Origin of the sequence: Nodularia sp. UHCC 0506, assembly GCF_034931045.1 — a bacterium.
Classification (GTDB): domain Bacteria; phylum Cyanobacteriota; class Cyanobacteriia; order Cyanobacteriales; family Nostocaceae; genus Nodularia.
Genome location: NZ_JAYGHH010000001.1, coordinates 225,193 through 239,382, shown reverse-complemented (window position 1 = coordinate 239,382; position 14,190 = coordinate 225,193). Strand labels below are relative to the sequence as shown.

Genomic DNA, 14,190 nt, shown 5'->3' with positions numbered 1-14,190 from the left:
CATCACCACCAAAAAATTATTAGTCATGGAATGGCTGGATGGAGTCCCTTTACTGTCAGCTAATTTAATCAGCATTGAAAACGGTAAAACTGCTTATATACAACGCCAAGAAATCACGACTTTGTTATTTCGAGCTTTTTTCCAGCAACTGTATATTGATGGTTTCTTTCATGCTGATCCCCATCCGGGAAATTTATTTTATCTTGCAGATGGTCGGGTTGCGCTTTTAGATTGTGGCATGGTGGGCAGGCTTGATCCCCGCACTCAGCAGATATTAACAGAAATGCTCTTGGCAATTATTGATTTAGATGCGGGGCGATGCGCTCAATTAACCTTACAATTAGCAGATTCTTCTCAGCCGGTGATTTTGTCACGGTTAGAAAATGATTATGATCGAATGTTGCGGAAGTATCATAATGTCAACTTGGGTGAAATGAATTTCAGTCAGGTAATTTATGAAATTTTGCAAGTCGCCCGTAACAATAAAATCCGCTTACCCAGCAATATGGGGTTATATGCCAAAACTCTGGCAAACTTAGAAGGAGTAGCCCGTGCATTTAATCCAGAAGTTAATTTATTTGATGAAATACAACCATTAATTACAGACTTGTTTCGGCGGCAATTATTAGGCGATAATCCAGTGCGATCGCTTTTAAGAACCGCCTTAGATATTAAGAGTTTATCATTACAATCTCCCCGGCAAATTGAACTGTTATTAGATCGAGTTACATCCGAAACTTTACAGTGGAATCTCTCCCTCGGTGGTTTAGATGGTATGCGGCGGACTCTGGATGATGCCGCTAACAGATTATCTTTTAGCATTTTGGTAGGTTCTCTGATTATGGGAGCAGCCGTTATTTCCACCAAAGCCCAAACCGCTCAACTCTCTTTTTTAAGTAGTGTCCTGTTTGCTGCTGCTAGTTTATTAGGTTTGTGGCTAGTTTTTAGTATTTTGCGCTCTGGGCGCTTAAAGTAAACCTTGTGTTTGCCATAGCCATCATCAATACAGATAAATAATTGAAGTGCATCTATCTGTATTTATCTGTAGTTTGAATATAAAATTATGTCAATCATCACCGTTGAAAATCTGAGTAAATTTTACCCAGTTGCTGTTAAAGAACCAGGGATAAAAGGCACGCTCACCCACTTTTTTAGGCGTACCTACCGCCCCATTAAAGCAGTACAAGATGTTTCCTTTGAAATAGCACCTGGTGAAGTGGTGGGTTTTTTGGGGCCAAATGGTGCAGGTAAAACCACTACCCTAAAAATGCTCACAGGGTTAATTCATCCTTCTGAGGGGACAGTCAGAGTAGCTGGATACGAACCATTTCTGCGCCAAGAGGCATTTCTGCAAAAAATTACCTTGGTAATGGGGCAGAAACAGCAGTTACTGTGGGATTTACCAGCACTCGATTCTTTGAAAATTAACGCTGCTGTTTACAACATCTCTAATAAAGAATTTCAAAAGCGAGTCGGGGAATTAACAGAGATGCTGACCTTAGAAGGTAAGCTGACCCAACCAGTGCGGAAATTGTCTTTAGGTGAACGGATGAAAGCCGAACTGTTAGCTGCACTTTTACATCATCCTCATGTCTTATTTCTGGATGAACCGACACTAGGACTAGATGTAAATGCACAGGTAGCGGTGCGCGATTTTTTGCGGGAATACAATCAGCGTTATCAAGCCACTGTATTATTAACTAGTCATTACATGGCTGATATTACTGCTTTATGTGAGCGTGTGCTGTTGATTCACCAAGGAAAGCTAATGTATGACGGTAGTCTGGATGGATTGCTGAAAAATTTCGCCCCCTACCGGGAAATTCATATTGAGTTAGCCGAACCGCTACCCAGAGAAAAACTTATGTTTTATGGTGATGTACAAGTTGTAGAGGGGCGTGCAGTCAGCTTTATGGTACAGCGAGAAGCGCTAACGCGGACAGTATCTCAGATTTTGAATGATTTAGAAGTCATTGACTTAACAGTGACTGAGCCGGCAATAGAAGAAGTGATTGGCAGGGTTTTTCATGCGGGAGTCGTGTAATTCGTAATTCGTAATTCGTAATTCGTAGTTCGTAGTTCGTAATTCGTAATTCGTAGTTCGTAGTTCGTAATTCGTAATTCGTAGTTCGTAATTCGTAATTTAAGTGAAAAAAATTATTAAGAAAATCTTGACATTTCTTTCTGTTTACTACGCCTATATGCTTGAGTATCGGGCAGAATTGATATTATGGGTTTTAGCTGGGGCTTTACCAATTATCCTCATGGGTGTATGGATACAGGCGGCACAAGGTGGACAGTTTGGTTTAACACCTGTGGATTTTGCCCGCTACTTTATTACGGTTTTCTTTGTTAGGCAACTTACTGTTGTCTGGGTAATTTGGGATTTTGAAAAGGAAGTCATAGAGGGTAAATTGTCATTCCGGTTATTACAACCCATAGACCCAGTATGGCATCACGTGGCGGGTCATCTTTCAGAAAGAGTTGCTCGCATACCGTTTATATTACTATTAATTTTCTTGTTTTTTATCCTCTATCCCCAGGCTATTTGGTGGCCGAATTTGGGGCAGTTTTTGCTGTTTGGGTTAGCGGTGATACTAGCTTTTGTCTTACGGTTTATAATTCAGTATACCTTTGGTTTGTTCGCCTTTTGGACAGAACGTGCTAGTGCTTTAGAAACTTTTTGGCTATTATTTTATTTATTTTTATCGGGGTTAATTGCGCCTTTAGAAGTGTTTCCTGAAACTGTGCGAACAATAGTCATGTTTACACCTTTTCCCTATCTAATTAATTTCCCAGTTAGTCTTTTGGTGGGACTACCCGTAGATGTAGCAAGGGGATTTTTATCCCTTGTGGGTTGGATATTGTTATTTTTGGGTGCAAATCGTCTGCTGTGGCGTGCGGGTTTAAAAAGATATTCGGGTATGGGTGCTTGAAAATTGCCAATATATTAGGGTTTTGGTGAGTTAAACTGTCGCTAACCTAATGGCGTGGCAAGCTTATAATATTGCATTATGTTTCTTTTGTGGAACAGGCAAGATGCCTGTTCTGGGCGGGCTAGAAGCCCACCCCACAATATTGATGCTTATGCACTATTTTAGGCTTATCAGTCCACTACGTAATTTTTAGTGGTTTGGTAGCTGGCTATAAAGGAAAACTTTAATAATATGCAAGTTTAAGACTTACATAGCGATTTAAACTCACATTTTCCTCTGCTGCTTCTATGGCTAGTCTACGATGAAGCTCTGGAGGAATACGAACTTGAAATTTACCACTGTAGTTTTTTTCGGCAATAGGTTCTGGTATCCTCTCATTATTTGCTTCCATATCAGCTACTACATCTTTGACTAAGTTTGTAATACCTTCGAGTGCAGTAGAACGATTTTCATGGAGATAAGATAAACTTGGAAATTCAGCACACAGTCCTACAAATTCTTGATCCTCCTTTGACCAAGTAACTCTATAGGTGTAGTGGTCGTAGTTAACCATCTTTCATTTCCTCAATTTTTTCAATCGCGTCTAAAACCTGCTTTACTTGATAAACTTTTGCCTTTCCGTTCTTTTCTTGAATGTTGACGCGCGGATCTCCAGCCCAGGGGGTTTTATACACACGATGGCTTGTTCCTTGCTGTCTGGGTTCTCCAAAATAATGATTGCAAACCTTCACTAAATCGTTAAAGTTTACATTTTTAGGATTGTTCTTGAACTGAGCAAGGAGTTTTTCTATTTGTGCCATACTGTTATACCAAGTTGTCATTAAAGGAGTAGAAAGTTTCTACAAAATGACATATTAGAAAGCAACTTGGTATGAGCTTTAAATCAATAATAGTATTAATAATGATACTATGTCAAGGGTTATGCTTTTTTCTGGGTCGATAAACAGAAAAGTCTTACTCTGCATAAGTTACAGCTATTAAGTGTCAAGAATTACATCATAAAAAATGGACACGGATAAATCGGTGTTTATCTGTGTCCATCTGCGGTTGATTAAATTACCCGAAAATTATTCCCATTCTATGGTTCCAGGTGGTTTGGAGGTAATATCGTAAACCACACGGTTAACACCTTTCACCTCGTTGACGATGCGGTTAGAAATGTCTTCTAAAACATCGTAAGGTATGCGCGCCCAGTCAGCAGTCATACCATCTTCACTGGTGACTATGCGGAGGACAATGGGGTAAGCATAGGTACGTTTATCACCCATTACGCCGACACTGCGAATCGGTAATAATACGGCGAAGGCTTGCCAAACATCGTGATATAAACCACGTTTGTTAATTTCTTGGCGAACAATTAAATCAGCATCACGGAGAATATTCAATCGTTCGGGGGTGACTTCGCCTAAAATGCGAATTGCTAAACCAGGGCCGGGGAAGGGTTGGCGTTGGACAATTTCTTCTGGTAAACCAATGGAACGCCCGACTTTCCGGACTTCATCTTTAAAGAGTTTCCGCAATGGTTCTACAAGTTTAAACCGCAAGTCTTTCGGTAAACCACCAACGTTATGATGACTCTTAATTTTTACTGCTACCCGTTCGCCTGTTTGGGGATCGACGTTGGTATCAGCAGATTCGATGACATCGGGATATAGTGTACCTTGGGCTAAATAGTCAAAGTGTCCCAGGCGTTTGGATGTTTCTTCAAATACTTGGATAAATTCATGTCCGATGCGACGGCGTTTTTCTTCGGGATCTGTAACGCCTTCTATCATACTCAGGAAGCGATCGCGCGCCATGACATATTCTACAGGAATATGAAACTGTTCTTTAAATAGTTTCAATAACCTTTCTGGCTCTAATTTCCGCATAAAGCCTTGGTCAATAAACACACAGGTCAATTGCTCTCCAATAGCTTTATACAACAAAAATGCCAGTGTGGAGGAATCTACTCCCCCAGATAAGGCTAACAGTACCCGCTTATCACCAACTCTGGCGCGAATTTCCCGAATTGCTTCTTCGACAAATGCCTCTGTTGTCCAGGTGGGTTCACAATCGCAGATATGATAAACAAAGTTGCGAATTAATGGTAAACCACCGAGTGAATGTACTACTTCGGGATGGAACTGGACACCATATAGTTTTTTGTCGTGGTCAGCGATCGCCGCACAGGGTGTATTATCTGTATGGGCTAACAATTCAAACCCTGTTGGCATTTTGGTGACTGAATCTCCGTGACTCATCCACATGGTAGTCCCTTCTTCGACATTAGTTAATAAGTCGGTGGGGTCATCTATATATAATGATGCTTTGCCATACTCACCTCGGTCAGCTTTTGCTACTTCCCCATCAAGTTGCTTCACCATCAACTGCATTCCATAGCAAACACCCAGAACGGGAATGCCTAAATTCCAGATTTCTGGGTCACAATGGGGAGCGTAATCATCATAAACTGAACTGGGACCACCGGAAAGAATGATGCCCTTGGGATTTAGTTTTCGTAACTGTTCAGGTGTCGTGCGATAAGAGAGAACTTCAGAGTATACTTGAGTTTCTCGGATACGACGGGCAATCAGTTCCGAATATTGCGAGCCGAAGTCTAGAATTACAATAATTTGACGATCTAGCCGCCCCAAATTTTCCATTTGAGGTGCTGGTTCGGTTTGTAGAGTCACCGCTGTATTCATGATGGGGGGAGTTGTAGATGTAAGGTAGATGGTTATTCTGTGGTCTAAACTAGATACCACTTATGGCCTGGTTTAGCGGTTAAATGGTTGAGTGGATAACCAACAAACGCGAGGTTGAACGCACTTGCTAGATAATGCTTATGGCATGGTATTAAAAAGAATGATTTAGCTGAGAATGACTACGGAAAAAAATATGTATTTGGATTATTTATGATTATTCATAATAAATTAACACAATTTTTCCATTAAGAAACAACCGATTTTGCTCTTGATGATAATTTGGCGATCGCGATCAAAAAGCATCGAGCCGCAAACTGTGGTATCTTTACCTCTATTGCTATGGCTTTGAATGTATTCTAAAGAACGCGTATCAATAGCTTGAGCGATCGCACTATAAACTTGATTCACCCAATGGCTACCTGTGGCAGCATCTAAAGATTTTAAATATTTCAATGCCGCTTCAGCTGTAGGACTATCAAACACTCTATGTATATCTTCTGATTCTAAACCCACGAGGGCGCAATGGGCCGCTAAAATTTCCCGTCGGCCATCAGCCAAGTGATGATGGGTGTGAAAAATTCCCCCGGCTAATTTCATCAGCTTCCCGTGATAGCCAAATAATAAAATTTCTTTAACACCCAAAATATCAGCTTCTACTAACATTGGCCCTAGCCAATTAGCAGTTTTTACCAGTTGTTCGGAATTAATACCGAGTTGACGCGCCAAATCTAGACCGTTTTCGCCAATACAAAAGACCAAAGTTGGAAATCGGCTGGCTTTGTCTTGTAATTCGCTGCGAAAAGATGCTAGTTGCTCTGGTGTACTTAAAGGTTGAGAAATACCAGTAGTTCCCAATAGTGAAAGTCCTTCCACCACACCAAAAGCCGAATTAGAAGTACGAACAGCAAGCGATCGCCCTTCAGGTAAGATAATACTCACCGTGATTTTCTCTTCAGGTGCTAACATTCGGCTGAGGTTTTCTTGTAACAGCCTGTGAGCATAAGCATAAATCGCCGGCTGATTACCCGCATTTAACTGTATACCAATACCTTCCCCACCTTGGATAATTACACCTTCCCCTTCTCCGGTTCTCCATTCCACCAACGCCCAAATTGGAGTATTTCTCGTTAAATCGAGATTATCCCCCGGTTCACTGCGAGTAATAGCCAAAGCCATATTTTCAGATAATCCTGCTACCTGTTCAATGGGTATTTCTGCTAATTGCGCTGGTGAAATCAAGTCAACGGAAACAGACGTAAGAGGTTGACGATGGCGTAACCAATGTAACGCCGCAATAGCCGAAGCACAGGCAAAAACCGGGAGAGTGTATCCAGAACGAGACATGAGGAAATAGGAACTTGGGGACTGGGTTGTAGGGGTGGGTTTAATAATAATTGATATTGAATAATCTCTGTCAACCCTCCCTTACAGGGGAATGGAAATAAAAACTTCCCAATGACCAATGACTAATGACCAATGACTTCTAAAAGTAAATCTTGCATAGCTTCCGCAGAAATTCCTTGTTGGATATAATGGGGGGCTTCAGGATTGTAAGGACTTTTGATGCGGTCAACACTGAGAATTATGGCTTCATCTGGTATAACTGGCACATCGGGATCAAATGCAGTTGGACGCATCAAGGAACTAGAGAAACCTTTAAAAATGGCAACTTTATCTTGCTTACCTTCAATTTCCATTGTTACCAGTAAAACTTCTTGAGGGCGTTTAATAGTGTATTCTTCCAGCCGCTTACCAACAGAATTATTCATTTTATAGCCATAGTCAGAAAAGAGGAAAGGATGCAGGGGTAAAGACACTTACTAAACACTTTCTTCACTCAGCACTCAGCACTCAGCACTTTCCCCACTCAGCACTCAGCACTCAGCACTCACTAGTGTTGTGTAGCTGAACGTCCCTGTTTACCTAGCTTAACCAGGACAAAGTAGGTCAAGTACACTACATAAATTACTAAACCCACGATGCCCAGAAAACCGAGAAAAGCAGGTGTGCTATTAGCATGGAAATATTGTTTAAAGAGTAAGGGTGCTTCCAGCCAAACTTGACAATAGGAACTTTTGATGGCGGTTTCTGAGACAGCACACCCCAAAAAAGGCACAAGAGCGATCGCACCTAATATAGAATAAATAGTCACACCCCAGCGCCAAGAGTTAAAAATCAGCTTCAAAGGGGTATTTGCCTGATAATCAATTTCATCATTGAGGTCAATCCAAAACCAAAGCGAAATGGGAATCAGAATACGCGCCATCCAACCAGAGATAAAACTAACTGGATACTGAGCAATCATTAAGTAAATTGTGATGGTTAACAAACTGGATACTCGCCAGTAAATGGTTAACAAGCGTTGCATTCCTTCGGCTTTTTGTACAAATGCCCAAATTGACAGAATTAGAGGAATAAATACTAAAAATAACAATGCCAGTCGATAGTCAATCCAAACAAACTGGCGAAACCAAACTTCATTCATAATTTTTTTTTAGATGATCAATAATAAATTTAAATCAATTATTCTGGTATTTGCTAAAATTATAGTTAAAAAAAACAAGCAACCGGGAGAAGTTAAACTTAAGTACCTGACATAATCCTATAGCGTCATCGGGAGAGTTAAGGAACTCGCCCCGAAATAATGAACTATTAAGTCCAAAAAACCCTAATCTTTAACCTAGTAGTTCATATTCAGGATCATATACCCTGAATGGAAACCTTCTGGTACAGCATGGCTGAAACAGAACAACTATAAGAAATCAACGAAAAGCCTATAAAGTCAGCTTTTGATTGTTGACTTCCGCCTTGCGGTACTAGACTCACCCAAACCTAGAATTGTTCACAGGAATGGATTTAGATTCGATCTGGGGTTAACGCCAAGGTGCAAAATATCATTAAGTAGATTCTTGTTGCTTGCTTATGCGGCAAAAACAAATTTACCGACTCACTTTTCAGTCTTCGTAAACCCGGCACTCAGCAGCTTCTGGATTATCATCACAGTACTGTTCTAGGGAATTTTTAGGTTTTTTGCTGCGTTGGTGTGCGGCTTCAGCTTGTAGTTCTTCCACTGCATCCCAAGCGGCAGCACACTCAGCCGAGTTGCTTCCTGAAGTGTCACAAACATTCCGAGCTTGCTCTACTTCTAATTCGATTGTTTCTTGGATTTTTTCTTGGATGTCGCTCATAGTTTAGTCTCTTTGTGTAATTTTCGTACCAGTATAGAAAAACTTCAAGAATGGCATCTTTTTGTTCTATCGTTAACCATTCTAACCACTTAGCAGTTACGTTAAGTATTTTAGCTTATTGATCCATCCCTAAGACAACAATTGGCGATCATTTAAGCATTATTTGTAGTATCCGTACTATAAAAGTATAATCATACAATACATTTAGTGTATGTAGTAGGGACAGAAACAAAATACTACTAGAGTAACAAAAAAAATCAGCCCAAAATTCATGGCAGATCAAATGCAGTGGGCAAATGCCCTATCAACCCGTCCTTCTTTAGAAGCAGCTGTTACTGATGTAGTAGAACAGGCTGTCTCGTCATTAACAGTACCTGCTGATTTAGGGCTGGTATTCATTTCGTCTGCTTTTGCGAGTGAGTATTCCCGGCTTTTACCTTTGCTGGCTGAAAAACTTTCAGTACCTGTGATGATTGGCTGTAGTGGTGGTGGTGTAATTGGTACTACAGCGACAGGTGAACCTCAAGAATTAGAGGCAGAACCTGCTATTAGTCTCACTTTAGGGCATCTACCAGGTGTGAATATACAAGTTTTTCATGTGCTGGCAGAAGAATTACCTGACTTGGATAGTTCACCTGATGCTTGGATAGATGTGATTGGTGTGCAACCATCTCCATCCCCTCAATTCATTTTGCTGTCTAGTGCTTTTTCTTCAAGAATTAATGATTTATTACAGGGGCTGGATTTTGCCTACCCTGGCTCGGTGATCATCGGGGGACAAGCTAGTTCTGGGGGTTCAAGTAGTCAGATATCTCTGTTTTGTCATGATGCCTCCGGCGAGTTACACCAAGGCCTGTATCGTGAGGGAACGGTGGGTTTAGCGTTAAGCGGCAATATTGTTTTAGAAACTATTGTGGCTCAAGGTTGCAGACCCATCGGACAGCCCCTACAAGTCACAAAAGCTGAACGTAATATCATTTTGGAACTAGATGAGAAAGTGCCGTTAGTGGTGTTACGAGATTTGATTAGTAGTCTAAGTGAACAAGAGAGGATGCTGGCACAACATTCTTTGTTTGTGGGCATTGTGATGGATCAATTTAAGCGGTCTTTACAACAGGGAGATTTTTTAATTCGCAGCATCTTGGGGGTAGATCCATCGGTTGGAGCGATCGCTATTGGAGATATTGCCCGTCCTGGTCAACGCCTACAATTTCAACTCCGTGATGCCCAAGCCTCGGCAGAAGACCTAAAATTACTTCTAGAACGCTATCAAAATCAACAAGGTTCCCAGCCCTCTGCGGCTGCGGCGTTGATGTTTTTCTGTATGGGTCGTGGTCAAGGTCTTTATGGCAAATCCAATTTTGATTCAGAGTTATTCAGCCGCTATATTCAGGATATACCCATAGGTGGCTTTTTCTGTAATGGAGAAATCGGCCCTGTTGGTGGTAGTACTTTTGTGCATGGCTACACCTCAGTTTTTGGGATTTGCCGTCAAATGAGTTCTGAGTGGGAAAAGTGCTGAGTGCTGAGTGCTGAGTGCTGAGTGGGTAGGGGCGAGTTTAAGCAGTTAGTCTGTGGTTCGTCAAAATCCTTAGTAAACCCGCCCGTACAGGAGTGCTGAGTAAGTTTTTTTACCCCTGCCCCCTGCCCCCTGCACCCTGCACCCTGCACCCTGCCCCCTGCCCCCTGCACCCTGCTCCCTGCCCCCTGTCTCATCTACTCTTCCCTAACAAAAGAGTGCTGTTGTTATCAATTAGAGTAGGAATACCACTGGCGATCGCACCATAGGTCTGAATGTGGTGACGCACTGCTGTGGGAAAATGGGGATAGTCTAATAAAGCATCGCCATCGGCAATATTTGCCCAAAAGTCGCGCAGACCCAAAGCTAATTTTTCTGCCTCTGCTAATGGTAGTTTTAAAGGATACTGAGTTAATAGTTTAACAAGAAAGGGAAAAGAGCGATCGCCCATCCACTGGCGTGAGAAATGTTGCAGGTTGGGAAAATCAGGTACTGTTTCTACACGATGTGAAAGAATTTGTAACCACTCTCTACCGTAATTATCCTGTTGAAATTCAAACACTCGATACGGGTGAGGATAACTAACTAAAGAACCAGTAGTAATGTCATAAACCCCTTGTGAATAAGCCACATCCTGAATGTGTAAATGTCCTGTAAATACCAGCTTGACTCCATAACGCCGGAGTATTTGCAAAAGCTGCGGAGAATTTTCTAACATATAGCGCTTACCTATGGGATGGCGCAATTGTTCTGGCAAATGCTCAATCACGTTGTGATGTACCATTACCATGACTAATTCATCATCTGCTGCGTCTAGTACCGCTTCTAACCATTCGAGTTGTTCAGCATCTAAACGCCCTATTTGCTCACCCTGTTCATTAAAAAAGTTAGAATTCAAACCAATTAGCCGAACTCCAGGCAGCAATTGATGTGTATAGTAAAGTTGCTGAGGATTTTCGTAACCAAATTTGCGGTAATAATAAGGAAAATCAGCAAAACCAATTGATTGCTCATTGGCCTTTAATACAGGAACATCATGATTACCAGGAACAACATAAGTAGGAAAAGGTAGCTTGGCTAATCTTTCTTGTAACCACAGATGATTTTCCGGTTCACTGTGCTGAGTTAAATCTCCTGGAAGCAAAAGAAAATCTAAATTAAGTTGTGTTAAATGTTCTATTGCACTTTCAAAAGCTGGTATGCTAACCTCCACTAGATGAAATCGGCTAGGATGATCCCAGATAGTATGGGGAAGGGCAATATGTAGGTCGCTAACTACGGCAAAGCGAAAATTTGAAGCCATTGATTTCTATGATAATCTTAAAAAGTTGCTAAAATACCCTTTTCTACAAAGTATAACGCTTGCTTGTAAATCTTGCTTAGTAGCACTTTTAAGTCCGAGTTTTCTCTAATTATTACAAAATTTATAAATTGACTTTTTCAGGATATTTCTGCACACCGTCAGCTTAATCACATACAAAGTAAAATTCAACTTCACTAAAATCACGGTTACTCAACCGAGCATCTTCGATAAAAAAGTAGAAAGAATCATCACTATTAAAAGGATGAGAAAATTTCAATAGTAACTTTCCTTTGTTTTTCTGGTGTGTAATAAGTTGTATTAAAGGTTTGCTGCGGCGTTATTAATTGTCACTTCATAGAATTTGGAAAATTCACCTTCAGATAGTTCTAAATAAATCACTTTCATTTTTTTTAGCCTCATTTTTTTTGATTCAATGTTTGTATTGCGAGAAAGTAATATCATTAAGATGGCGATCGCTTATTCACCCTCGTTTTTTTACAAAAGGAGAAGTATCAATTTTGGCATTAGTCCGAGTCCGTCAACACGTTAACCCACTGGCGAAAAAATATCAAACCCCAGCAAATGCCCTAGAATGGGAAAAAGTTTATCCACAGCCAAACCAACCACTACATCTAGATATCGGCTGCGCTAGGGGGAGATTTGTGTTGCAAATGGCGCAGATGGAAACCAACTGGAATTTTCTGGGTTTGGAAATTCGGGAACCGTTGGTAGTGGAGGCGAATCAGTTACGCCGTGAGTTGGGTTTAACAAATCTGCATTATTTGTTTTGCAATGTGAATAATTCGTTGAAGTCGCTGTTATCTTCTTTACCTACAGGCACTTTACAGCGTGTCAGCATTCAATTTCCCGATCCTTGGTTTAAAACCCGCCATGCTAAACGCCGGGTAGTACAACCGGAATTGGTGGCAGAATTAGCTGATTATCTGGCAATTGGGGGCGTTGTGTTTCTGCAATCAGATATTGAGTTTGTCGCCGTGGAAATGCGATCGCGCTTTGCCGAAAATCCGGCTTTTGAGAAACTGGGTACAGCACAATGGTTAACACAAAACCCTTTACCAGTGCAGACAGAACGGGAAATAGGTACTCAAAACAAAGGTGAACCTGTGTATCGGGCTATGTTTGTCAGAAAAACTACAGCATCCTAATTTATCTTTAATTTGCTAAAATTTTCTAGGCGATAATTTTAAAACAGGGCAACTCTTCATCACTATGCCAACATCTGCAACTGACGCTAAAGATGCAGCCGCGATCCAAGCCGCAACAGCAGGGGTTGCTGTATGCGATCGCTCTCACTGGGGGCGCATCCGTGTTTCTGATGATGACCGTCTGCGGTTTTTACACAATCAAAGCACTAACGATTTTCAAAGTCTCCAGCCAGGACAAGGCTGTGATACCGTGATGGTTTCATCTACCGCCCGCACCATTGATTTAGTAAGTGCATACATTCTGGAAGATGCAGTGTTATTGCTGACTTCCCCTAGCCGTCGTGAATCTCTGTTTAAATGGCTGGATAAGTATATCTTTTTTGCCGATAAAGTGCAGCTGCAAGATGTCACAGATGAAACATCGACTTTTAGCCTCATTGGTGCAAAAAGTGATGCAATAGTTGAAAAGCTGGGTGCTGGGGCAATTATTGGTAAACCTTATGGTAATCATCAACAAATTAATGGTGTAATAGTGGCTGTGGGTAGCGGCTTGGCTGAACCTGGATATACGCTGATTTTGCCCAATTCCGAAAAAGAGCGAGTATGGCAGCAGATTTTAGAATTAGGGGCAGTAGAATTGAGCGATCGCGCCTGGGATATGTTGCGGATTTTACAAGGAAGACCAGCACCAGATGCGGAACTTACAGATGATTATAATCCTTTAGAAGTGGGTTTATGGCAAACAATTTCTTTTAATAAAGGTTGTTATATCGGTCAAGAAACCATTGCTCGATTAAATACATATAAAGGTGTAAAACAGTACCTCTGGGGTATTCGCCTGAATGCACCAGTGGAAGTTGGCAGTATAATTACAGTTGGTGATGAAAAAGTTGGTAAGCTAACCAGTTATACTGAAACTGCTCATGGTCATTTTGGACTCGGTTACATTCGCAGTAAAGCTGGTGGTGTTGGTTTAAAAGTCCAAGTAGGAGAAACTGAAGGCGAAGTTGTAGAAATACCGTTTGTTTCTCATGAATACCCACAATAAAAAATTCAAAATTCAAAATTCAAAATTCAAAAGGGGAATATAAAATTTCCTCCTTTGTTAACAGGACTTACGGAAAATTATGGAAAAACTAACCACATAAAGCCTTCGGCATAGCTTCGCTTACCGCGTAGCGTCTCCCCTTGGGAGAAGGACACTAAGGACACTAAGTTAAGAGGGTTTCAGAGAGTTTTTGCGTAAGTCTTACTGTTAATTACCCATTCTAATTTCGCCAGCTTTCCCAAAATAAAATTATGAAAACAGTCACCGAATTGCAAGCTCGATTGGAACATTACTACCAGCAAATCAAGACGATTATCCTATCGCGTCAGAATCCCATCACTGG

The 14,190-nt window shown here is 41.1% G+C and carries 14 protein-coding genes; 6 read left to right on the top strand and 8 right to left on the bottom strand.

What is annotated here, in order from left to right:
• The 3 genes from VB654_RS01110 to VB654_RS01100 form a co-directional block, all read left to right on the top strand.
• The coding region (locus VB654_RS01110; RefSeq protein WP_323211450.1) for an ABC1 kinase family protein at nucleotides 1–976 on the top strand (976 nt) is incomplete at its 5' end.
• Nucleotides 977–1,063: 87 nt separating this feature from the next.
• Complete coding sequence (locus VB654_RS01105; protein WP_323211449.1) at nucleotides 1,064–2,044, top strand: ATP-binding cassette domain-containing protein; 981 nt, start codon at nucleotides 1,064–1,066, stop codon at nucleotides 2,042–2,044.
• A gap of 103 nt (nucleotides 2,045–2,147) precedes the next feature.
• Nucleotides 2,148–2,936, top strand: coding sequence for an ABC transporter permease (locus VB654_RS01100; protein WP_323211448.1), 789 nt, complete (start codon nucleotides 2,148–2,150; stop codon nucleotides 2,934–2,936).
• 223 nt (nucleotides 2,937–3,159) lie between these two features.
• Here VB654_RS01100 and VB654_RS01095 read toward each other — a convergent pair whose 3' ends face one another.
• The 7 genes from VB654_RS01095 to VB654_RS01065 all read right to left on the bottom strand — a co-directional run bounded on the left by VB654_RS01095 (nucleotide 3,160) and on the right by VB654_RS01065 (nucleotide 8,811).
• Nucleotides 3,160–3,489, bottom strand: a complete 330-nt coding sequence (locus VB654_RS01095) for a type II toxin-antitoxin system HicB family antitoxin (protein ID WP_323211447.1) — start codon at nucleotides 3,487–3,489, stop codon at nucleotides 3,160–3,162.
• A complete protein-coding gene (locus tag VB654_RS01090) occupies nucleotides 3,482–3,736 on the bottom strand; it encodes a toxin HicA (RefSeq protein ID WP_323211446.1) in 255 nt (84 codons plus the stop codon). The genes VB654_RS01095 and VB654_RS01090 overlap by 8 nt, the downstream gene beginning before the upstream one ends.
• A 267-nt stretch (nucleotides 3,737–4,003) precedes the next feature.
• Nucleotides 4,004–5,623 (bottom strand): glutamine-hydrolyzing GMP synthase, encoded by a 1,620-nt coding sequence (gene guaA / locus VB654_RS01085; RefSeq protein WP_323211444.1) that lies wholly within the window; start codon nucleotides 5,621–5,623, stop codon nucleotides 4,004–4,006.
• Nucleotides 5,624–5,851: 228 nt separating this feature from the next.
• Nucleotides 5,852–6,967 carry a cobalt-precorrin-5B (C(1))-methyltransferase CbiD gene (gene cbiD, locus VB654_RS01080; RefSeq protein WP_323211443.1) on the bottom strand — a complete coding sequence of 372 codons (1,116 nt, stop codon included), beginning with the start codon at nucleotides 6,965–6,967 and terminating at the stop codon, nucleotides 5,852–5,854.
• Between the two features lie 122 nt (nucleotides 6,968–7,089).
• Nucleotides 7,090–7,392, bottom strand: a complete 303-nt coding sequence (locus VB654_RS01075; protein WP_323211441.1) for a hypothetical protein — start codon at nucleotides 7,390–7,392, stop codon at nucleotides 7,090–7,092.
• Nucleotides 7,393–7,514: 122 nt separating this feature from the next.
• On the bottom strand, nucleotides 7,515–8,108 hold the full coding sequence (locus tag VB654_RS01070; RefSeq protein WP_323211440.1) for a DUF3177 family protein: 594 nt from the start codon (nucleotides 8,106–8,108) through the stop codon (nucleotides 7,515–7,517).
• Between the two features lie 469 nt (nucleotides 8,109–8,577).
• Entirely contained in the window at nucleotides 8,578–8,811 is a 234-nt protein-coding gene (locus VB654_RS01065) for a Calvin cycle protein CP12 (RefSeq protein ID WP_323211439.1), read from the bottom strand.
• 271 nt (nucleotides 8,812–9,082) lie between these two features.
• Here VB654_RS01065 and VB654_RS01060 point away from each other — a divergent pair, with 271 nt between their 5' ends.
• On the top strand, nucleotides 9,083–10,333 hold the full coding sequence (locus VB654_RS01060) for an FIST signal transduction protein (protein WP_323211437.1): 1,251 nt from the start codon (nucleotides 9,083–9,085) through the stop codon (nucleotides 10,331–10,333).
• Between the two features lie 190 nt (nucleotides 10,334–10,523).
• On the opposite strand, the gene VB654_RS01055 is transcribed toward VB654_RS01060, so the two are convergent.
• Nucleotides 10,524–11,633 carry a metallophosphoesterase gene (locus VB654_RS01055; RefSeq protein ID WP_323211436.1) on the bottom strand — a complete coding sequence of 370 codons (1,110 nt, stop codon included), beginning with the start codon at nucleotides 11,631–11,633 and terminating at the stop codon, nucleotides 10,524–10,526.
• Nucleotides 11,634–12,151: 518 nt separating this feature from the next.
• Here VB654_RS01055 and trmB point away from each other — a divergent pair.
• Both trmB and VB654_RS01045 read left to right on the top strand, forming a co-directional pair.
• A complete protein-coding gene (trmB, locus tag VB654_RS01050; protein ID WP_323211434.1) occupies nucleotides 12,152–12,799 on the top strand; it encodes a tRNA (guanosine(46)-N7)-methyltransferase TrmB in 648 nt (215 codons plus the stop codon).
• Between the two features lie 64 nt (nucleotides 12,800–12,863).
• Nucleotides 12,864–13,847 carry a folate-binding protein gene (locus VB654_RS01045; RefSeq protein ID WP_323211432.1) on the top strand — a complete coding sequence of 328 codons (984 nt, stop codon included), beginning with the start codon at nucleotides 12,864–12,866 and terminating at the stop codon, nucleotides 13,845–13,847.
• The last annotated feature ends 343 nt before the right edge of the window (nucleotides 13,848–14,190 follow it).

Bases quoted from the DNA above. Each gene is read 5' to 3' on its own strand.
- VB654_RS01105 (WP_323211449.1), top strand. From the start codon at position 1,064: ATGTCAATCATCACCGTTGAAAATCTGAGTAAATTTTACCCAGTTGCT.
- VB654_RS01095 (WP_323211447.1), bottom strand. From the start codon at position 3,489: ATGGTTAACTACGACCACTACACCTATAGAGTTACTTGGTCAAAGGAG.
- VB654_RS01090 (WP_323211446.1), bottom strand. From the start codon at position 3,736: ATGGCACAAATAGAAAAACTCCTTGCTCAGTTCAAGAACAATCCTAAA.
- guaA (WP_323211444.1), bottom strand. From the start codon at position 5,623: ATGAATACAGCGGTGACTCTACAAACCGAACCAGCACCTCAAATGGAA.
- cbiD (WP_323211443.1), bottom strand. From the start codon at position 6,967: ATGTCTCGTTCTGGATACACTCTCCCGGTTTTTGCCTGTGCTTCGGCT.
- VB654_RS01075 (WP_323211441.1), bottom strand. From the start codon at position 7,392: ATGAATAATTCTGTTGGTAAGCGGCTGGAAGAATACACTATTAAACGC.
- VB654_RS01070 (WP_323211440.1), bottom strand. From the start codon at position 8,108: ATGAATGAAGTTTGGTTTCGCCAGTTTGTTTGGATTGACTATCGACTG.
- VB654_RS01065 (WP_323211439.1), bottom strand. From the start codon at position 8,811: ATGAGCGACATCCAAGAAAAAATCCAAGAAACAATCGAATTAGAAGTA.
- VB654_RS01060 (WP_323211437.1), top strand. From the start codon at position 9,083: ATGGCAGATCAAATGCAGTGGGCAAATGCCCTATCAACCCGTCCTTCT.
- VB654_RS01055 (WP_323211436.1), bottom strand. From the start codon at position 11,633: ATGGCTTCAAATTTTCGCTTTGCCGTAGTTAGCGACCTACATATTGCC.
- VB654_RS01045 (WP_323211432.1), top strand. From the start codon at position 12,864: ATGCCAACATCTGCAACTGACGCTAAAGATGCAGCCGCGATCCAAGCC.